This is a genomic window from Pseudoalteromonas phenolica (assembly GCF_001444405.1).
In the GTDB taxonomy this organism is placed as follows: Bacteria; Pseudomonadota; Gammaproteobacteria; order Enterobacterales; family Alteromonadaceae; genus Pseudoalteromonas; species Pseudoalteromonas phenolica.
In genome coordinates, this window is record NZ_CP013187.1 from 3,756,918 (window position 1) to 3,778,034 (window position 21,117).

Here is a 21,117-nt window from a genome sequence, read left to right on the forward strand (position 1 = left end):
CTATGCAACCTCGCTTTCAAGTCCTTGAGATACACTATTGGCTTTGTCTAACATAATCTGACCGTCTAATAGACGTACTAAACGGTCAGCATACGCGCCTTCTTTTTCTGAGTGAGTTACCATGATCACCGTTGTGCCTTCGCGGTTTAGTTCGCGCAGCATGGCCATCACTTCTTCACCGTTTTTAGAATCTAGGTTACCGGTTGGTTCATCGGCTAAAACCAGCTTTGGATTGATAACTAAAGCACGGGCAACTGCCACACGCTGTTGCTGACCGCCTGATAGTTGCTGCGGTAAATGATCGGCACGGTGATCGATAGAAACACGCTTTAAAATGGCTTCAACACGCTGTTTACGCTCACTTTTTGAGATGTTTTGATATTGCAGTGGCAGCTCAACATTTTCGAAAACCGTAAGTTCATCAATCAGATTAAAGCTTTGGAATACAAAGCCAATTGAGGCTTTACGTAATTGTGATAGCTGCTTTTCGCTGTAACCCGCGATGTCGGTGCCATCGAAATCAAAATTGCCTGAGCTCGGTGAGTCCAACATACCTAAAATAGACAGCAGCGTTGACTTACCACAGCCTGAAGGGCCCATGATGGCAACGAACTCGCCTTGCTCTACAGTTAAATTAATGTCGTTTAAAGCGGTTGTTTCAACGTCTTGAGTACGGAATACGCGATTTAAGTTAGTTAATTTGATCATGGGTCTGGTCCTTAAAATTTTAATGTCTGTGCTTTATCAAAGTTGCTGTAGCCTGAGGTGATCACTTGCTCACCCACATTTAAACCATCGAGCACTTCGTAATAATTTTGATTTTTCTTGCCTAAACGAATGGTGCGACGCTCTGCGGTTGTGCCATCGCTTGATAGTACGTACACCCAATTACCGCCTGAACTGGTAAAGAATGCGCCACGTTTTAGTAATAATGCGTTGTCTTTGTTGCCACCTAACATCAATTCAACATCAATGCTTTGGCCACGTTTAATATCTTGTTGGCCACTTGGTAACGCTACTTCAACCTGAAACTGTGACTGGGTCACTCGGCTGTCGATTTTGCTCACTTTTGCCATCACGCTGCCGCCATCTAAGTGCACGTTGACGTCCATACCCTTTTGAACTTGGTTTAAGTAGAATTCATCTAAGCGCACGACTAATTTGTATTCATTTGGAATATCGATTTGGCCTAGGCGTGCGCCGCGATTTTTTGATTCACCCATTTCTACATCAAGTTCACTTAAGTAACCCGACACAGGCGCTTTTATTAATAAGTTATCTAAGTTTGCACGGGCAAACTGTAAGTTTTTCTGTAGCATTTCGGCGCTATCTTCTAGCTGCTCGACTTGCACCTTACGAATTGAGTTTTCTTGCTTTTGACGCTCTAAGGTCAGCTCTTTTCTCGCTTTGTAGTAAGCTAAATCTTCTGAAATTTCAGAAAGTCTATCTTGGGCTAATACCCCACGCTCAACCAGTGGCTTAGATTGCTTATAACGACGTTCTAAATGGGTAATTTGTAGATCGATTTCTAATAAATCACGACGCAGATTCAAACGACTGGTTTCCATGTTCATTTGTGTATTGCGTAAGAAGTTAAGCTGCTCAGTGACCTGCGCTTCGCGGCTCATTACGTCTAACTGTAAGCTGGTGTTACTCAAACGCACTAAAGGCTGACCTTTAGTCACATAAGTACCCTGTTCAACCAAACGTTCTTCAACTTGTCCACCCGCAATCGTGTCTAAGTAAATAGTGGTTTTTGGCACAACCTGACCTCGAAGGCTTAACGCATCGACAAACGCGCCCTGCTCAACCGCATTAATGGTGACACTGCTTAGAGATAAGTTTTGACTGCGACCCGATGACGAGTCTGTAAATGCAAACGCTGCAGCAGCAATGCTCAGCAGCACACCCGCGGCAACCGCTTTCTTAAGATGTTTTTGTAATCCTGAACGTTCAATTTTCTTATCCATAGCACACCTCTAAATCGTTGAGAGTTTGGTCGATGTTCGTTTCGACAACTAAGTCCGAATATGGCAGAGATAAATCAAACACTATGCCAACTTTTAAATAATTAAAAATCAGGAACTTACAAAGATTTGTATTTTCAGAAATAATTAGAGTGTCCGGAAACAGAACACATCGAAAACCGCGATGTGTCCATTTATGAACACATTAATAGACGCACTGTCACTAAATGAGGTAGGCTAAAAAGAATAAAAAGAAGCCAAAAATAGGCAAAGGCAAGGACCATGACGCAAACAGCCAAACAAGCTGGACACATTTTAATTGTCGACGACAACACCGATATTTTAATCGCAGCTAAACTGCTACTAAAAAAGTACTATCAAAAAGTACACACCACAGATAACCCCTTTGATATTGAAGAAATCGTAAAAACGCAGCCTATTGATGTGATCTTACTCGATATGAACTTCAGCCAAGACGCCATAAGCGGTAAAGAAGGGTTTTACTGGTTAAAGAAAGTCGTTGAGCAAGACCCCAGCATTGCAGTGCTGCTGATGACTGCGTATGGCGATATTCAATTAGCCGTTGATGCCATTAAGGCTGGCGCTGCAGATTTTGTTGCCAAGCCATGGCAAAACGACCAACTCTTAGGTGCGGTCGCTGCTGCCTATGCACACGCTCAGGACAAACAGAAAGTGGGTCAACTGACTCGCCAAACACAAGGGCTAAACCAAGCGCTGAACCAAGGCGCAGGTGGTAAAAATTTCGACTTTTTAGGTCAAAGTGCAGCCATGCAGCAAGTATTTAGCACCATAGAAAAAGCGGCGTTAACCGATGCCAATATTTTAATCACAGGCGAGAGTGGTACAGGTAAAGAACTCGCTGCACATGCCATTCATCAAGCCAGCTTACGTCGCGAAAATGCACTAATTAGCTTAGATATGGGCGCAATTGCTGACAACTTATTTGAAAGTGAACTGTTCGGTCATAAGAAAGGCGCATTCACCGATGCCAAAGCAGATAAGGTAGGCCGCTTTGAGCTCGCCAACGAAGGCAGCCTATTTTTAGATGAACTTGGCAACTTGCCACTGAGCCAGCAAACCACCTTATTAGCCGCGCTACAAAACCGCCAAGTCACCCCTGTTGGCGGCAATAAAGCCATAGATGTGAACATTCGCCTCATTTGTGCCACCAACGATAATTTACAACAAGCCGTAGACGAAGGGCGTTTTAGACAAGATTTACTTTACCGTATCAACACCATTGAGATCCGTTTACCACCGCTACGTGAGCGCAGTGAAGATATTCCCTTATTAGTGAATTATTACCTCGAGCACTTCTGCCACAAATACAAACGCACATTAAGTGTCAGTGACACCGATTTGCAAACCTTGAGTGCCTACGCTTGGCCGGGTAACGTGCGAGAGCTGGCCCATGCCATAGAGCGCGCTGTGATCTTAAGTGAAGGTGAGCTACTCGATATCAGCACTGTGGTTGGCCAAGTAACGACCACCGCACAACCAAGCCAAGCTGATAGTGCACAAAGCGAGAGCGATCAATTGGTCAATGCAGACACCTTTAACCTTGAAGAGCTCGAACACCGCACTGTGCGCGCGGCATTAAAGCACTATCAGGGCAATGTCTCGCAGGCGGCCAAAGCGCTTGGGTTAACCCGTGGCGCCATGTATCGCCGCCTCGAAAAGTACGACTTATAGCCGGAGCTGAGTATTTTGAGTTATTTTACGAAGCACCCTACAACGATATTTTTTGCCACCATCTTGTTACTTTGCGTGCTGATCACCACCAGTGCATACCTGTATATACAAGTTGGATTTTCAGCGAGTTTACTGCTTTTAAGCTTATTTTCGTGTGCGACTTTGTTTTCGCTTATTTCTCAATTTAACAAACAAAACAAACACATGAGTTTTGTTTTAAAGTCTTTGGCGAATGGCGATAGCTCTCTGGGGTTAAGTAAACACCACCCTATGCATAGCCACCTTGAAGAGATCAAAGAAAACATTCAGAGTGCACGCTTTAATGCCGAGCAACAGGCGCACTTTTTACAGGCCTTATTAGTCCATATTGATTTAGCCGTCGTGGTGTGTGATGACACAGGTGACGTGATCGAATCAAACCCTGCCGTTGCTAAATTACTCGGCAAAGCAGTTCGCCACTGTAATGATTTGGCGCATATCGCGCCTTTAGTCGAAAGTTGTGACCGCAGCCTCAAAACCATTGCTAATTGGCAATATGGTGAACAGCAAGACACCTTGTCTATACAAGTAAGTGTCGCCCATATTCAAGGCAAGATCCGCAAAATTATTACCCTGCACTCAATTCGTGATGCCTTACAAAACAAAGAGCAACAAGCCTATAAGCGGCTTACCAAAGTGCTCACCCATGAAGTTGCCAACTCCATCACGCCACTCGCTTCCATTGCACAAAGCTGTGAAAGCCTTTTACCAGAAACACTCTCCTTTGATGATGAAGAAGACAAAGACGATTTGGCTATGGCGTTAAAAACGCTGGCAAAACGCACCGAATATTTAGGTGACTTTATCGGTCGCTTTAGAGAAGTCAGTAATTTACCTGCACCCACGCTTAATCCTGAGCAACTCGCGCCATTAGTTGAAGGCGTATTTCAGCTTCATCAACAAACTTGTAGCGCAGCCAAGATTGATTTACAACTGGACGTGTCGCATTCTCAATTAACTATGTTAGATAGCGCACAAGTAGAGCAAGTACTTATTAACTTAACCAAGAATGCCATTGAAGCCGTGCAACAAAACAGCAGCGACACTTCAGCAAGCGTGCAATTAAAAACAGGCTGTAATGAAGCAGGCCAGCACTATGTTGAAGTCAGTGATAACGGCCCGGGCGTAGCAGAGCATGTGGTCGATATGATGTTCGTACCGTTTTTTACTACCAAGCAAAAAGGCTCAGGCATTGGCTTGAGTTTATCTCGACAAATCATGTTAAACCATGGTGGAGATTTAATTTATATTCAACGAGAACAAGGCGCCTGTTTTAGATGCGTATTTGGATGATGTTCGTGTCTATGCCTGAGACTTTACCACCAAGCAAAAAGGTTCAGGCATCGGTTTAAGCCTTTCAAGACAAATTATGTTGAACCATGTGGAGATTTAATTTACATCCAACGGGAGCAAGGCACTTGCTTTAGATGCGTATTTGGATGATGTTCGTGTCTATGCCTGAGACTTTACCACCAAGCAAAAAGGTTCAGGCATCGGTTTAAGCCTTTCAAGACAAATTATGTTGAACCATGTGGAGATTTAATTTACATCCAACGGGAGCAAGGCGCTTGTTTTAGGTGCGTATTTGGATGAGCCTTCTCATAACATATACCGCCAACTAAAAAGTAAGTTAAAGAGCAAAGGCATAAGCAAAAACAAAGCTAAGGTATAGCCTGTGTACAGCGACGCTTTGTCGTAATTACCAATTACTTTCATGCCAAATAGCGGTCTAAGCAAAGCGATATAACTCAACCCCCAACAAGCTAGCGCACACAGTCCAAACGTCAGCAGAATAATAAGGGTAGGCTCTAACCAAGGGCCTAACTGTAATGGACTAAAGTAATAAGCTAAGCCGATGATCACACTTTGATGAAAAATATAAAATGGAAACACCCAACCATTGAGCTTATTTAAAATAGGGTGAGAACGAGTTAAAAAACGCATAGCCAATGCCAGCATGGTCATCACGCCTAATAACCTTTGTGCGGTATAGAACATATCCATACTGGTGATCTGCCATTGCACGCTTTGACTGTCTAGCCAAATACTCTGATACCCCCAAACTACACCTAGATAACCTAAAACAAAAAAACCGAGCAGAATATGCCAGTGCTGAACCAACGATGCAAAAAACGCTCTGTGATGAACCAATAAAAAGCCATAGAGTAAAAAAATGAAGCCCATAGGGTAGCGAAACGTATCACTCGGCCATGAGAGTTTCAAAACGCAAAGCGGCACCAGTAAACCTAAATACACCCAAAGTACAGGGCACTGTAAAAAACGCTCGATTCCCTTATGTAACCAGCAGCTTTGCAGTACAGGTAACATCAGTACCAGCAACAAGGTGAATTGCCATAATGAACGTAAGTACCAAAGGTGATTCACATCGACATGAGGCCAAATGCCCGCCTGATACTGTGCAAATAGCGGGTGAGATAGGTCAAAAAATGCGATGTAAAACTCAACATAGCTAAGCGTTAAACCAACTTCTTGCTGCATTTGCGCATACAATTGAATAGGCACGACAAACCATACGCCCACCAGCAGGGGCAATAAGATTTTCACGGTTCGAATCATTAAAAACTGAGGCAATGGCGACTTCTGTAATAGGCAACTCAATGCGGCTCCTGAAATAAACCAAATCAGTCCCATACGCCAAGGTGAGAGAAACAACATCAGATTTTCTATTTCTGTACTTAAATAATTACTTTTAAAATGAAAGCCCCAGTTTTGCGTATACAACATGCCTGTGTGATAGAACACCAACAGACCAAACGCGAGCACTCTTAGCCAGTCTAACTCAACAAAACGTTCTGTTGGGTGGCTTACAAAGGCAGCAGGTTGCCACCATTTAGCGATAGATTTGAACATACCTTTTCCGTCAGTTTCTCAAACTTGGTTGTCTTATATACCCAAACCACCTCAAGATACGAGGTTCAGCGAGAATTGATTGGCTGTCAGACAAGGCATCAATTTGAAGATCTAGTGGTTCTAAATCGAAAATTGATAACGCAGTATGAAAGCCAATCAAACTCGCCCAAGGGAGCGTGCTTTCAGTCCTATTTCATCGTCAAAGAACTTGGAAAGGACGCGTCATTACGCTGCGTCCTTTTCCTTGAACTAGAACAGAAGGCAGCGCTCTGAATCATGCATCTTGAGGTAGTTTGGGTATAGTTTCTGAGGAATTGTCGAAATAAAATTAATATGTGCTTAAAAAACAGTAACTAGGGATAAGCGGTGGGATTGTGGGATAAACCACTTGGGACTGACAAGGTTAGTTGTTAAGCTGGTTTTAGTTTCACAGTTAGAGAATCACACATGGCGCGCTCACCTCACTTTCTACACTATTCAAATCAATATGGTGCGCTGTTATTAATGGCTTATATTTTTATCAATAACACCATTAATGCCACCTCTGACATTATGGAAGCGAAACGTGATGGCGCACTGCCTTTTCAGTTGTGGGAGCCATTTGTTTGGGAATATAGCAGCGCCTTAAGCACGCTAATGTTAGTCCCTGGTGTAATTTTTCTTCTTAAATACCAACCTTTTAGTTTTCAAGCCATAGCACGTTCTCTCGGCTTGTATTTTTTCGCGTCAGTCGTGTTTAGTGTGTTACACGTCAGCATTATGGTGGCGCTTCGCAAACTCGTTTATTGGAGCCAAGCAGCTAGCTACGATTTTGGTTTGCTCTGGTATGAGTTTTTGTATGAATACCGCAAAGATGTATGGGGGTTTGTGTTTTTAATTGTGGTGATCAAAAGCTATCACTATCTTATCGGTCAATTAAAGGGCGAGGCCCATCTACTGCAACAAACCGAAGAGTCTGTACAACCGCAGTTTGAACGCCTGCTGGTTAGAAAACTCGGCAAAGAATTTATTATCAAAGTCAGTGATATTGAATGGTTAGAATCTGCTGGTAACTATGTCAATTTACACATTGATGGGCGTGTTTATCCACTTCGTGCCACGCTTACCAAACTCAGTGAGCAACTTGAACCGTATGGGTTTTGTCGCATTCATCGTAGTCACGCGGTTCGACTTGATGCCATTAGTTCCATCACCCCTATTCAAAGCGGCGACAGCGAGATCACACTCATTAGTGGCAAAAAACTCAATCTTTCGAGACGCTATAAAGAACAATTTAAGGGTCTATTACTTCCTAACAAGCCTTAAGACACTTACAAAGTTTAAACACTTTCTTACAGTTAGTGCCTTTTACTCAACTTACAATTTCACGAGTTTTACTTGCAAGGACCCCCGCATGACGCGCTACATTGTTTCTCTTTTCTTACTCGGCTTAACCTCTTTACCCTGTGCAGCCAATGATGATTTCGATTTTTCAGTATTTGCAAAATCAGAATTCAATGCACTTGACGATCATATCATTTCAGCTGGATTTGAAATGATTGGCTATTTCAACCATACCCCTTTTGGAATTGGCTTTACCAGTGCTTTAGGCAATGCCAGTGTGACTACCGAGCAAGGCTATCGCGAAGACTTTCTCACATTAGATACTGGGCTTAAATTTGGTTATTTCTCTGATATTTACGCGTATGGTGAGTTGGGGTTTGATGCATTTGAGCTTATGTTTCACGACCAACGAGATACAGATGGCTACAGCAATCATTCAAGTATCACAGTATATAACGCACCAAACAACGATATAGATGCTTACCTAGGCGCAGGCATTGGTGTGCACATAAAATACCTTAAACTCGAAGCCTACACACGCTATCGGCAAATTGATGGTAATGGTTGGGAAGCACAAGATAACCATTTCACTGGTTTGCAGCTTTCCTTTAGTTTCTAAACAGCTGTTTTTACTGATTTATTAATGCATATATTGGTACAGTTATGAATATATGCATTCTTTTTATCAAAACCTATAATTACATTTAATATCAAAAACCGCTAATACAAAGTATTTAAAACTATTTTTTAACCTTATAAATCAAAACCTTAAAAAAGCTCCAGTATAATTCTATTGCCTCATCTTACTTAGAACAGCATAAAAAACAGATTAAAATACCCACAACAATTACAGTAATGATAATGATTTGCAATTTTGATCATGTTAGTATTTGCAACCTATTTTTTGAGCAAATACTTTATACGGACGAATAATGAAACTCTCTGCGCTCTCATTTGCACTACGTGCGTCTCTTGCAATCCCTATGGCACTATCTAGCCAACTTGTTTTTGCCGATGATCAAGGTGATGAAAAAGAAATCGAAACCATCATGGTCACAGGTCAAAAAGTTGCGCGTAGTCTGCAAGAAACCACCACCAGTGTTGCTGTACTGACTCCTGAGATGATCGAACAACAACAGATCAACACCTTCACCGATGTGATGGTGAACACCGCCAATACCCATGGCGATAGCTATGGTTTCAGTATTCGAGGCATTGATGGCTTTAATGTATCTGGCGGTGGTAATAGCTACCTAGCAAGTGTATATATTGATGGCGCGCCGCTACCACAGGGCTTAGTACGTAATGGTGGGTTCTCAACATGGGATGCGCAGCAAGTTGAAATATTGCGTGGGCCACAGTCTACTTTGCAGGGGCGCAATGCTCTCGCTGGTGCAGTTATTTTAAATACTCAAATGCCTAGCCATGAAAACGAAGGTAAATACAAATTACTGATTGGTCAGAATGGCCAGCAAGAAGCGGGTATTGCCATTGGCGGAGGCCTGATTGAAGATGAATTGTCATTTAGGTTCAGTGGTGAAGAAAAGCGCTACGATGGTAACGTTATTAACCTTCATGACAACTCTGACTCTGATTTTAATGAAGAACATACCTACCGATTAAAATTTTTATATGAGCCGGCAGGGTTTGAAGACTTCTCGGCAATGCTCAGCTACATGAATGCAGAACGTGTTTACGGTGATGCAAACCTAACAACCAATGCCGGTGAAGTTGACTTTGATAACCGTACAACAATTTATAACGACACTCGAGAGCGCAAAGCCGAAACTGAACTTGTTTCTTTAACTTTGAGCTATGACATTGATAGCGAGCTATCATTTTCATCTTATACAACTTACTCAGATGTACTTGAAGCGTTTGACTGGGATTCGGACTACCCTCAGGGTCTAGGGAATACACCAATCGTCGACACAGGCAGTAGCACACTCTACGACAATACTGAAAAGACATTGACTCAAGAATTTAGGCTTACATTTGACTATGAGAGCTTTAGCGGCGTAGCAGGTGCTTACTATTTTAATGGCGACAGAGAAGCACTGAGCAATGGTTTAAACAACTATAACTTATCTCGCCTTGGTTTATCGAGTAGCGTGCTACAAGCAAGATATAAACTAAGCCCACAAATTGCCGACTTAGTAATTGCACAATATGCAGATTTTGACCCTGCCAGAACGCAAATTTACTCTCTTACTGAAACAGAAGTGACGAGCTATGCACTCTTCGCTGATGGCGTTTGGCATCTCAATGATCAGTGGGATATTTTAGCGGGCGTACGTTTCGACCGTGAAGAGCAAAAGAATGGCAATGATGCGAAATACACCATTTTAAACCAAGATAAAATGCCAAACCCTGCTAATTATGTGGGTACACCTTATGAAGGTATTGTGCCGCTTATCACTGGTATCAACAGCTTATTACTAGGTCTTGCAGCTGACGCTTCAAAGCCGGCAGCTCTATCAGATACCAGCTTCAATACTTTCTTGCCTAAAATTGGCGTGAGTTATCATCTGAATGACGACATCACCTCAACCTTTACTTTCCAGAAAGGGTATCGTTCAGGCGGTGTCGGTATCAACCAAGCGAAATCTGTGACATTCGAGTATGAGCCTGAGTATACAGACAACTATGAATTAGCAATTCGCTCTACGTGGTTAGAGGGTGCATTAACTGCAAATGCTAACTTCTTCTATACAGATTGGACTGATCAACAAGTTTCTGTACAACTTTCTTCAAACAATTTTGACCTTGAAACAGTCAATGCGGGTAGCTCTGAAGTGAAAGGCTTCGAGTTTGAAGTAAATTACAACGTAACAGATTACCTTAAAGCCTATGCAGCGATTGGCTATGCAGGCACTGAGTTCACTGACTTTAAGATCACAACACCAGAAACTGAGTATGACTTAACTGGCCGCCAGTTCTCTGCACCTGAGCGTACACAAAGCGCAGGCTTAACTTATCAAGGACCTGAAGGTTTATTCGCGAACATCAATATTAACTATGCCAGCGATGCACCTAATAGACCAAATCCATATCGTGATGGTTTGCAGCCTGGTGATGCATTCTTTGACTTACACAATGATGCGCGCACGTTAGTTAACGTTCAACTTGGTTACGAATGGGATAACTACGGTATTTACTTCATTGGTAAAAACATCACTGATGAAGAATATTACGTCGCACACCGTGCCCGTAATGCACGCTTAGGTGCGCCAGCGGAATATGCGATTTCGTTCCGTGGCGTATTCGACTGGTAAGACAGTCAACATTTAACCCCTATAAAAAGATGTCGTAGCAATGCGACATCTTTTCGCGGTTTTAGGAAATATAACTCAGTAGCAAGGATTTAAATATGAGTTTTTTTTACCTCCTTCCTGCCTATTGGTTAAGTGGCATGTTGCTTTATGCCTCAAGCCCTCGGCAGCAATTTTTAAAGACACAACAATTTAAACCCCCTCGCTGGTTGGCATTAGTCACCATTGCCATACTCAGTGTAATTACTCTGTCATTGCTGATTGGTGCGCATTTCAGCCCTGTGGTCGCCGGTATTTTTGCGCTGCTTGGTTTAATGCTGTTTATTCCCGCCCCCGTATTCTTACTCAATCATAAACCTCAGTGGGCCATCGCTAGCATTATTGCTATCTGTTTGCTTAGTGCTGGACTGCAGCTGATTTCGGGAGGCCAATAATGTGGCATAAAACCTTTGCTGGGTTCTTATCTGGCGTCGTCGTGATGATTTTAGTTCCCAGTATTTTAAGCCTGTGGTTAGTCGCTCACATTAATGTGATCTTAGCCACTTCACTGGTACTGGCATTAGCAGCATGGGCAGGCGTCATGACTTGGTGCTATGGCGCTGAAAGTGGCAAACAAGCTTGGCAACGAGCCGGCATGCTAGCTATTCCAACCATCATAATTTTTGTGATCACCTTCTTTACTGCAGCAGGACCAACAGGATGAAACAGTCTACGTTAAAGAATTTTACCCATGCACATGCATGGCTTGGTTTGATCATCTCAGGGGTTTTGATGATCGTCTTTGTCTGTGGCTCAATGTCGTTTTTCAGAGAAAACATTGTATTGTGGGATATGCAATATGATGCACCAAAAACAGACTTAGCCAGTCAAAAACAACACGTACCGGTGTCGACGATTGCCAAACAGATCAGCGACCAAGGGCATACCATGCCGGCGGATCATGGTGTGTTTATCGAACTGCCAACCCAAGCTCAGCCTTTTTATGTCAGTTATTTTGAGATCGAGACACCTGAAGGCGAACATGTTGATGTCAATCAGAGCTTTGATCCAGAAACAGGTCAACGTTACGACTTAGATCAAGAAGACTTTTATCTTGGTAACATGCTGTATCGTATGCATATTAATTTGATGCTACCCGGTGGTACCGAGTTGGTGGGCATTGTATCGTTGATCTTCTTTGTTATGGTGTTTACCGGCACGCTGATCTTACTGAAGAAAATCATCAGTCATTATTACCAATACCGAGTAGACCGTCGCAAAGACACCTACCTTGATGGACATAGCATCATAGGTATAAGCACCTTGCCTTATACGTTTTTATTTGCCCTCACAGGTGTGATGTTCAACTTGAGTATTTTACTGCAAGCTGGGTTTGGCTTTGCGGTATTTAAGGGCAATATTCCTGCTTTAATGGCAACCGCAGACTTTTACGCGCCACCAAGAATTACAGAGCTCTCGGGTCAGCCTGCAGACTTAACTTTGCTAGATGATATGGTGGAAGATGCACAGCGTCGCTACCTAGAACAAAGCGTGTACTTTTTGAATATATTTGCGCCTAACGATCAAGCAGGCCAAGTTGAAGTTGCAATGACAGCGCACCATACTCTCGACCAACTGACGCGCCTGACATATTCGTTAGCAGATGGCCGTTTAATTAAAGAATACAAGCCAAGCCAATCAGCCACCGCAGGCACATATAGTGTACTCAGCTCTCTGCATTTCGGTGAATATGGCGGCAATACGCTGAAGTTTATCTATTTCTTACTCGGTTTAGCATGCTGTTATATGATCTTAACAGGTAATTTAATCTGGCTAGAAAAGCGCGAGAATAATCGTAAACAAAGTAAACGCGGCCTGCAATTCGTGAAAGCCATGACCTTAGCGCTATCAAGCGGTACCTTGATCGCCGTTGCCTGCACCTTCATTGCGGCACGCTTCGCACCAGAGTCATGGTCACAAGTCAGTCTGCTCCCGCCTTTGTTTGGCGTGATGATCTTAGTCTGTTTAGTACATGGCTGGTTTAGTAAAAACGTCAGAGGCGGCATGATCCAACAGCTTTATATTGCTGCGATGTTAGCGCTAATTTGCCCACTTTACGACTTGGTCCAGATGCTGCTTGGCCACACGCCACCGAGTTATCTCATTGTGGATGTTTGGCTGGTGACCATAGCTCAAATGTTAGTCGCTGGATTTTGTTTATTATTGGTGAGACATCACAGACCAAGAGCAAAAGCGTTTAATCTAGCGCCTGCGGTCAGTTAATTAGCGAAAATACTGTCGCGCTAAAGCACGACCTACCAGACTCAAACCTTTGCCTGTAGGTCGTCGTTTACGGCGACAAATATCTTTAATTACTCTTTGTCGCGCTAAAGCACGACCTACAGGAGTTTAACCTGCACTTGTAGGTCGTCGTTTACGGCGACAACTAACTTTAATTACTTTTTGTCGCGCTGAAGCACGACCTACAGGAGTTTAACCTGCACTTGTAGGTCGTCGTTTACGGCGACAAAATCAACAGAAGTCGATTTAAAGATAAACACTATTCCAATATGGATAACTGCCAATATTCGTCACTAACCCTGCTCGCAAAGGGTTAGCAACGATATATCTAGCAATCGCTATTCGCTGTTCTTCGGCTCTCAGGGCACGATCATAATAGGCACCCTGCCAAACTTTGCTATTGCCTTGGACACACTGGTTTATCATGTGGGATGAGTAACCTTTTAAATGCCCTACTACTTTACCTAATTCGGTATTTCCTAACCTTACTAGACCATGAAAATGATCTGGCATAAGTACCCAAGCCAACCAACTGCAATCGTGATGCTGCTCGTTATATGAAATAGACTGACAAAAACGCTTAGCTAAATGATGTTCGATGAAAGTGGCATGGCGTTTGTGGCATGTGAAAGTAATAAAGTACTCGCCGAATGTTTTTGAATAACGTCCTTTTTTCAACTTCTGCCAGCTCATTTATTGCGCCTCTTAGTTAACTTAGTTACTAAGCTTAGCTCTTTGTCGCGCTAAAGCACGACCTACAAGAATAAAACCTTCCCCTATGAGGCGTCGTTTACGACCATAAAGATCTTTAATTACTCTATACCGTGCTGAAGCACGCCCTACAGAAGTCAAACTTTTACATGTAGGTCGTCGTTTACGGCGACAAAATTTGCTACGCAGGTGTATTTTGCACTAAATAAAAAAGCGCACTTCTCACAAATGCGCTTTTTGGTATGGGTAAGTTGTGCAACTTTTATAAATTGTCGCGCTGAAGCACGACCTACAGGAGCCAAACCTTTGCCTGTGGGTCGTTTACGGCGACAAAAATGGTTTCGTAAATGCCTCAGTTTAAGTCCATCTAAACTTACTCTCTTCACTCTTGCGTAAAAAGTAACCTGCTCCGCAGGTGTATTTTGCATCTAGTCTTTTAATGCAACCTGCCAAACGGCGATTGAGCCTGATATTTCATTACCAATAATAAGCAATGGCTTGCCTGTAGCACTTTGTTCAGCAGGCACGAATGACATGCCTTCTGGCGCTAAGTCACCGGTAATATCTGCGCCTTCAACCACGCCGCGGTTAAAGAAGTAATCAGCAAACTTCACATCATAAGGGTTAGTGATGTCGTACACCATGATACCACCCATGCGCTCTAGACCGATAAACGCAAACATACGCTCGCCAATTTGGCCCAGTGCCAATGCTTCAGGTTCAGCGCCTTTTGCATCAGAACGCGTGTCGCCTTCATTTTCATCTTCATCGTTGTTAAATGCAGCGCCATGAACAGATGCTGTGATACGAGCAATTTCATCACCTGAATCAAAGACAACTAATCCATTGCTGTCCCAAATCGTGAAAGAACGCGCACCGTAAGTGTAAAGTGCTTCGTATTGACCATCGTTATCAGTGTCACCTTTCACTGTTGTCACTTTTAGGCGACCAATATCGTCATCATCGTTGTTTAAGTAAGAAAAGTTACTGGCAAGCGTTAGGTCTTCAACACGAGATTCATCGATATACGATAAACAGCCGTCGTCTTCATCAAAATCTAGACCGCCTTTTGCAGTACAATCTGCAGCATCTGTGGCATCAAAGAAGTATTCACGACCGTCACCTTCATTGGCAGACACGACAAAGTTTGCACCTTTCCAGCTAAAGCTTGCGATGGTATCTGGCTGGTACATACCGTACAAACCCGGGTATTTCTTAAAGTTGATTTTGCCGTCTTTGTCTGACGCATCCATGACTAAATTAGACCAATCTTTGTAGCCTAAACCCATCAACTTAACGCTGTTGTCGCTTAAATCAACCACAGCTAAACCATTGTTTTCTTGAATAGATACATAAGCATAACGGTTGTCTTTAGAAATACTGACATACTCGGGCTCAAGGTCCATCGCAACCGTAGTATTAATTAGCTTGCCGTTGATTGTGCGTCCCGTTGGGTTTGCAAACACCATACCCATGGCTTCTAATTCAGCCTGTTTACCGTTGTAATCTGTGAAGGTAATTTGTGTTGCGGTATCTGCCACTGCACCGTTGGTAACCGCAATCACACTGATGCTGCCCTCAGGATCAACACTGTAATCACCCTCTGGCTCACCTTCGTTAGCCACAACGACTTTGCTGCCATCTGGGCTGAACGTCACCATGTCTGGTAATGCACCCACTGTGACATTTTTGATAAATACCGGCGCATCATCTGAAATATCATAAAACGCAATTTGACCATTCTCGCCAGTGGTTTTTGCTGCCATCGCAACCGCTAACAATTGATTGTTTTCGTCGATTGCTATGCTATTCGCATCACCCGGAGTGTTGTCGTTTAACGTTAACGTGATAGCACTGCTCAGGTTCGTCGTCGTGATCACACCTTCGTTATTTTTCACTAAACCAGCGGCATCAAAGCTGTCTGCTGCAATGATGTTTACCACAGCGCTATCACCTGAGCTGTTAATTGCGTAAATCCATTTTTTAGATGCTTGGTAAGCCACGATTTCGGCTGCACCCTCAGGACTTTGTGCATTTAACACTGCACGACCAACCATTTGAATATCTAACAGACGGTTGGCATCTTTACCATCAACCCCATTGCTGCCGTCGGTGCCATTTGAACCATCACTACCATTTGTGCCGTTTGAACCATTCGTACCAGCAACACCTGCTGGGCCTTGTTCACCTTGAGGACCTTGTTGACCATCATCGCCATCAAGGGCACAACCTGTGAGAGCTGTTAATAAAGAGAGCGCGATCAGAGAGCGTTTAAGCATGACTAAACCTATTGTTGTTTATTGTGTAATATTTAATAGCGAACAATTAAACAGCAGGTTTATGACGTTTAAGTTTCTGCGATCTTAAGGATTGATTGCAGTTTTATTGCGCATTATTGTCGGAATCTAAATGCGCATTCAGATAATCCACCAGCAATCTGACTTTAGGTGATAAATGACGATTATGCGGATACAGCGCCCAGATTCCCTCTTCAGCTTCTAAGTATTGCGGTAACACCTCAACCAAGTTGCCTTGCTTTAAGTCATCTGCAATGTAGTAGTCGGGTAACTTGATTATCCCCAAACCTTTAAGTGCCGCATCTCTAAGTGCAAAGCCACTATTACAATTAAGGCGACTTTTCATTTTTAATGTGCGCTCTTTACCTTCAACGAGAAAACGCCAGTACTCGCTGTTCCCTGTTAAACAGTGGTGTTGTTTCAACTCGTCTAATGTATGAGGTGCGCCATATTGACGTAAATAATCGGGCGAGGCGCAAACATATTGAATTCGGCTGGTTAAACGCTTTGCCATCATGGTTGAGTCATTCAATTTGCCAAGACGGATGGCTAGATCAAACCCTTCTGCCACCAAGTCAAAAGTTTGGTTGCTTAAAAACATTTGCACTTCTACTTCCGGGTATTGGCGCATAAAGTCATGTACTAGCGGCATGATAAACTGCTCGCCATAGGCAACTGGGGCAGTCATTTTAATTAAACCCTGCGGCGTGTCTCGCAAATTACTAATGGCGCGTTCAGCCTCTTCAAGACCTGTTAGCGCATGCTGGCAATGGTGAAAAAACACTTGGCCCTCTTCAGTCAAGGCAACCTTGCGCGTTGAACGATAAAATAGCTTAGTACTGTGCTTCTCTTCTAATGCCGTGACTTGGCGACTGATATGTGCAGTCGATACGCCTAATCGCTTCGCCGCTTGTGTAAAACTACCCGATTGCGCCACCGCGACAAATTCATTAATGCCCTGCCAACTATTCATACCGCCCTATTATTACCATTGAGTAAAAGTAATTTACAAAAATAAGGGATTATCGAACAGGAGTAAACAAACTACACTTTCTCTCGTCAAAAATAATATGGCAAATACGCGTAAAGCACGTCGCGAAAACGGCTTTGAGTGCCTACGCTCTTATTTGCACAAAACACTTAAAACAATTCACTTAAAAGCTGAGGACAACATGGCAGATCAATTTATTAAATCTAAGGCGGCCGTCGCATGGGGCCCAAATGAGCCACTAAAAATCGAAGAAGTCGATGTAATGCTGCCGCGTAAAGGCGAAGTATTGGTGCGCATCGTTGCGACGGGTGTCTGTCATACCGACGCATTTACATTATCGGGTGATGATCCAGAAGGTATTTTCCCGTCAATTTTAGGCCACGAAGGCGGTGGTATCGTTGAGCAAGTAGGTGAAGGTGTAACCGGTCTAGAAGTAGGTGACCATGTTATTCCACTTTACACCGCAGAATGTGGCGAATGTAAGTTCTGTACGTCTGGTAAAACCAACCTGTGCCAAGCGGTACGTGAAACGCAAGGCAAAGGCCTAATGCCAGATGGCACAACGCGCTTTTACAAAGACGGTCAGCCAATCTATCACTACATGGGTTGCTCAACCTTCTCTGAGTACACCGTATTACCTGAAATTTCTTTAGCCAAAGTAAACAAAGAAGCACCGCTTGAAGAAGTGTGTTTATTAGGTTGTGGTGTGACAACCGGCATGGGTGCGGTACTGAACACAGCAAAAGTACAAAAAGGCGACACCGTAGCGATTTTTGGTCTTGGTGGCATTGGTCTTTCAGCGATCATTGGTGCAACCATGGCGGGTGCAAGTCGCATCATTGGTGTGGATATCAATGAAAGTAAATTCGATTTAGCGAAAAAGCTAGGTGCAACCGACTGTATCAACCCGAAACATTTCGATAAGCCAATTCAAGAAGTGATCGTTGAAATGACTGACGGCGGCGTCGACTTCTCATTTGAGTGTATTGGTAATGTTGACGTGATGCGTTCAGCCCTAGAGTGTTGTCACAAAGGCTGGGGTGAGTCTGTGATCATTGGTGTAGCTGGCGCAGGCCAAGAGATCTCAACGCGCCCATTCCAACTGGTTACTGGCCGTGTATGGCGTGGTAGCGCATTTGGCGGCGTAAAAGGCCGTTCAGAGTTACCTGAAATCGTTGAGCGTTACATGGCGGGTGAGTTTGGCTTACAAGACTTTATTACGCACACCATGGGCCTTGAAGATATCAATGAAGCCTTTGATTTGATGCATGAAGGTAAGAGCATTCGCTCAGTGATCCATTACAACAAGTAAACAGTTCAACACCCCAAAAGAGCTTGTATAAACAAGCTCTTTGTTCTTTATGGATATCAAAAATGAACTTAGAGAATATCAGTAATAACAAAAGCTTTGGTGGTTGGCATAAGCAATACACTCATCAATCTGAGGTGCTTAACTGCGCCATGCGCTTTGCCATTTTTCTACCGCCAAAGGTGAACGAAGGCCATAAAGTGCCTGTGCTTTACTGGCTTTCTGGCCTAACCTGCACAGACGAAAACTTTATGCAAAAAGCCGGCGCTCAACGTATTGCCGCAGAATTAGGTATAGCCATAGTGGCGCCTGATACCAGCCCGCGTGGCGAGGATGTGGCAAATGATGAGGGGTATGATTTAGGTCAAGGTGCAGGGTTTTACGTGAATGCAACCCAAGCCCCTTGGGCGGCGCATTTTAAGATGTACGATTATATCCTTGATGAGTTGCCAAACTTAATTGAAGCGAACTTTCCGGTCACTTCACAGCGAGCGATCAGTGGTCACTCTATGGGTGGACACGGTGCATTGATGATCGGCCTTAAAAACCAATCTCGTTTTAGTTCAATTTCAGCATTTAGCCCTATCACTAACCCAACGCAGTGCCCGTGGGGTGAAAAAGCCTTCACTGCGTACTTAGGCGACAACAAGCAAGCTTGGGCTGAATATGACAGTGTTGAGCTTTTAAAAGCAGGTAAACCGAGTTTACCTATCTTGGTTGACCAAGGCAGCGAAGATGGCTTTTTAGCAGAGCAATTAAAGCCTGAAAACTTAATTGCCGCAGCTAAGTCAGTCGATGCAGAGTGTGAGCTGAGAATGCAAGCTGGCTACGACCACAGCTATTACTTTATTGCCAGTTTCATTGAAGACCACCTGCGCTTTCACCATCAGCATTTAAACGCCAAGTAAATAAACGGCTTTCACAGAGTGCGCGACGTAAAGTCGCGCCTACCATGTCGCACGCTTCCCCGTAAAAATTTTCACTTAACCCCTGTAACTAACTTCTATACAATTGTTGTGATATTCAAAAATAACTCTAACTAAAAAGAATCTTCATGCGCATTGTATTTATCTCACTTTTTCTGCTTTTATCTGGCTGTGCCAGCCTAACCAACTCACCCACTGAAGTTGAAGAAGCCATTGTTCATACGCCTCCAGTAGAAGACAACGCACTCACAGAACCAAGTGAGCCGGTGGCACCGGTATTCGTTGAAAATATCTTACCGAGTGAAGCTGAAGATGTTTGGCACCGTATTAGAATTCAATTGCAATTTGCGCCATCTAATCACGAACGTGTACAAAACCGTGTTGATTGGTATTTAAAACACCCGAACTACATGGAAACTATTACAAAGCGCGCCGAGCCGTTTTTATACTACATTGTCAATGAGGTTGAGCGCAGAGGTCTGCCAATTGAATTGGCTTTAATGCCCTTAATTGAGAGTGATTTTGATACCAGCGCTTACTCGCACAAACATGCTTCTGGCCTTTGGCAACTGACACCACTCATCGCCAAGCATTATGGTGTAAAAATTGGTCCTTGGTATGACGGTCGCCAAGACGTGATTGATGCCACTAATGCCGCACTCGATTTTTTAACCTATTTACACAAACGCTTCGATGGCAACTGGTACCATGCTATTGCCGCCTACAACACAGGTGAAGGCCGTGTTGTACGTGCCATTCGCAATAATAAGAAGCAGGGTAAATCGACTGACTTCTTCCATTTAAAGCTACCTAGACAAACCCGTCACTATGTGCCAAAGCTTTTAGCTGCCGCACAACTACTTCGTGAAGAGCAAATGGCCTTTCCAAAAATCGCTAACCAGCCAACCATAGATGTGATTGATATGCGTCATGGGGTAATTTTAGATGACAAAAAGAAGTGGGCGCAGCTTGAAGTATTAAACCCGGGTTATACCCGTTTCCCAGCGTTATTAGACGGCCCTAAACACTTAGTTTTAAGAAAAGGCGAAAGTCAGAACTGGCAAGATTATGTCGCGAACTTACCCGAAATGCCAAGTGAACAATGGCAAAAGTACACCATTCGCCGCGGTGACAGTTTGAGTGTTATCGCCCAGCGTCACTCGATTACGGTTTCGCAATTAAAAAGCTTTAATCAATTAAAATCGAGCCGTATTCGCGCAGGCGACACCTTAATGCTGCCAATTTTGGCAGATAAGCAAATAGAGTATAAAGTTAAGTCAGGTGACAGCCTATGGCGTATCGCCAGACACTTTGATGTTACGGTCAGTAAAATTAAGCAGTGGAATAGCTTATCGAAAGACGTTTTACGGATTGGCGATAAGTTAACGATTTTCTTAGCCGCACCTTAAATACGATTT

17 protein-coding genes are annotated in these 21,117 nt (G+C 43.5%); 11 read left to right on the forward strand and 6 right to left on the reverse strand.

The genetic code is table 11. The features are described 5' to 3' along the window. Together PP2015_RS16920 and PP2015_RS16925 are read right to left on the reverse strand one after the other, a co-directional pair. Complete coding sequence (locus tag PP2015_RS16920; protein ID WP_058031420.1) at positions 1-708, reverse strand: ABC transporter ATP-binding protein; 708 nt, start codon at positions 706-708, stop codon at positions 1-3. Between the two features lie 11 nt (positions 709-719). Then, positions 720-1,970: an efflux RND transporter periplasmic adaptor subunit gene (locus PP2015_RS16925; RefSeq protein ID WP_058031421.1), complete on the reverse strand. Its 1,251-nt coding sequence runs from the start codon at positions 1,968-1,970 to the stop codon at positions 720-722. A gap of 279 nt (positions 1,971-2,249) precedes the next feature. Between PP2015_RS16925 and PP2015_RS16930 the strand changes: the two genes are divergently transcribed. Beyond that, complete coding sequence (locus tag PP2015_RS16930; RefSeq protein WP_058031422.1) at positions 2,250-3,680, forward strand: sigma-54-dependent transcriptional regulator; 1,431 nt, start codon at positions 2,250-2,252, stop codon at positions 3,678-3,680. 204 nt (positions 3,681-3,884) lie between these two features. Next, positions 3,885-5,012, forward strand: a complete 1,128-nt coding sequence (locus tag PP2015_RS16935; RefSeq protein WP_227009217.1) for a sensor histidine kinase — start codon at positions 3,885-3,887, stop codon at positions 5,010-5,012. 306 nt (positions 5,013-5,318) lie between these two features. Here the strand turns inward: PP2015_RS16935 and PP2015_RS16940 are convergent, their stop codons facing one another. Beyond that, on the reverse strand, positions 5,319-6,590 hold the full coding sequence (locus PP2015_RS16940) for an acyltransferase family protein (protein ID WP_058031424.1): 1,272 nt from the start codon (positions 6,588-6,590) through the stop codon (positions 5,319-5,321). Between the two features lie 447 nt (positions 6,591-7,037). On the opposite strand from PP2015_RS16940, the gene PP2015_RS16945 reads away from it, so the two are divergent. From PP2015_RS16945 to PP2015_RS16970, 6 genes are all read left to right on the forward strand, one after another. Beyond that, on the forward strand, positions 7,038-7,895 hold the full coding sequence (locus PP2015_RS16945) for a LytR/AlgR family response regulator transcription factor (RefSeq protein WP_058031425.1): 858 nt from the start codon (positions 7,038-7,040) through the stop codon (positions 7,893-7,895). An 88-nt stretch (positions 7,896-7,983) separates the two neighbouring features. Next, positions 7,984-8,532 (forward strand): hypothetical protein, encoded by a 549-nt coding sequence (locus tag PP2015_RS16950; RefSeq protein WP_058031426.1) that lies wholly within the window; start codon positions 7,984-7,986, stop codon positions 8,530-8,532. A 313-nt stretch (positions 8,533-8,845) separates the two neighbouring features. Further along, positions 8,846-11,188 (forward strand): TonB-dependent receptor, encoded by a 2,343-nt coding sequence (locus PP2015_RS16955; RefSeq protein WP_058031427.1) that lies wholly within the window; start codon positions 8,846-8,848, stop codon positions 11,186-11,188. 95 nt (positions 11,189-11,283) lie between these two features. Then, entirely contained in the window at positions 11,284-11,619 is a 336-nt protein-coding gene (locus PP2015_RS16960) for a hypothetical protein (RefSeq protein WP_058031428.1), read from the forward strand. After that, on the forward strand, positions 11,619-11,888 hold the full coding sequence (locus PP2015_RS16965; RefSeq protein ID WP_058031429.1) for a hypothetical protein: 270 nt from the start codon (positions 11,619-11,621) through the stop codon (positions 11,886-11,888). Before PP2015_RS16960 ends, PP2015_RS16965 begins: the two co-directional genes overlap by 1 nt. Next, a complete protein-coding gene (locus PP2015_RS16970) occupies positions 11,885-13,447 on the forward strand; it encodes a PepSY-associated TM helix domain-containing protein (protein WP_058031430.1) in 1,563 nt (520 codons plus the stop codon). Before PP2015_RS16965 ends, PP2015_RS16970 begins: the two co-directional genes overlap by 4 nt. Before the next feature lie 264 nt (positions 13,448-13,711). Here the strand turns inward: PP2015_RS16970 and PP2015_RS21705 are convergent, their stop codons facing one another. The 3 genes from PP2015_RS21705 to PP2015_RS16990 form a co-directional block, all read right to left on the reverse strand. Beyond that, positions 13,712-14,158 carry an REP-associated tyrosine transposase gene (locus PP2015_RS21705; protein WP_083496616.1) on the reverse strand — a complete coding sequence of 149 codons (447 nt, stop codon included), beginning with the start codon at positions 14,156-14,158 and terminating at the stop codon, positions 13,712-13,714. A gap of 446 nt (positions 14,159-14,604) precedes the next feature. Further along, positions 14,605-16,455 carry a choice-of-anchor I family protein gene (locus PP2015_RS16985; protein WP_058031432.1) on the reverse strand — a complete coding sequence of 617 codons (1,851 nt, stop codon included), beginning with the start codon at positions 16,453-16,455 and terminating at the stop codon, positions 14,605-14,607. 103 nt (positions 16,456-16,558) lie between these two features. Continuing rightward, positions 16,559-17,446, reverse strand: a complete 888-nt coding sequence (locus PP2015_RS16990; protein ID WP_058031433.1) for a LysR substrate-binding domain-containing protein — start codon at positions 17,444-17,446, stop codon at positions 16,559-16,561. A gap of 199 nt (positions 17,447-17,645) precedes the next feature. Here PP2015_RS16990 and PP2015_RS16995 point away from each other — a divergent pair, with 199 nt between their 5' ends. From PP2015_RS16995 to PP2015_RS17005, 3 genes are all read left to right on the forward strand, one after another. After that, positions 17,646-18,776 (forward strand): S-(hydroxymethyl)glutathione dehydrogenase/class III alcohol dehydrogenase, encoded by a 1,131-nt coding sequence (locus PP2015_RS16995; protein ID WP_058031687.1) that lies wholly within the window; start codon positions 17,646-17,648, stop codon positions 18,774-18,776. Between the two features lie 62 nt (positions 18,777-18,838). Then, positions 18,839-19,681: an S-formylglutathione hydrolase gene (gene fghA / locus PP2015_RS17000; protein ID WP_058031434.1), complete on the forward strand. Its 843-nt coding sequence runs from the start codon at positions 18,839-18,841 to the stop codon at positions 19,679-19,681. Between the two features lie 146 nt (positions 19,682-19,827). Next, positions 19,828-21,108 (forward strand): LysM peptidoglycan-binding domain-containing protein, encoded by a 1,281-nt coding sequence (locus PP2015_RS17005; RefSeq protein ID WP_058031435.1) that lies wholly within the window; start codon positions 19,828-19,830, stop codon positions 21,106-21,108. Positions 21,109-21,117 lie beyond the last annotated feature (9 nt).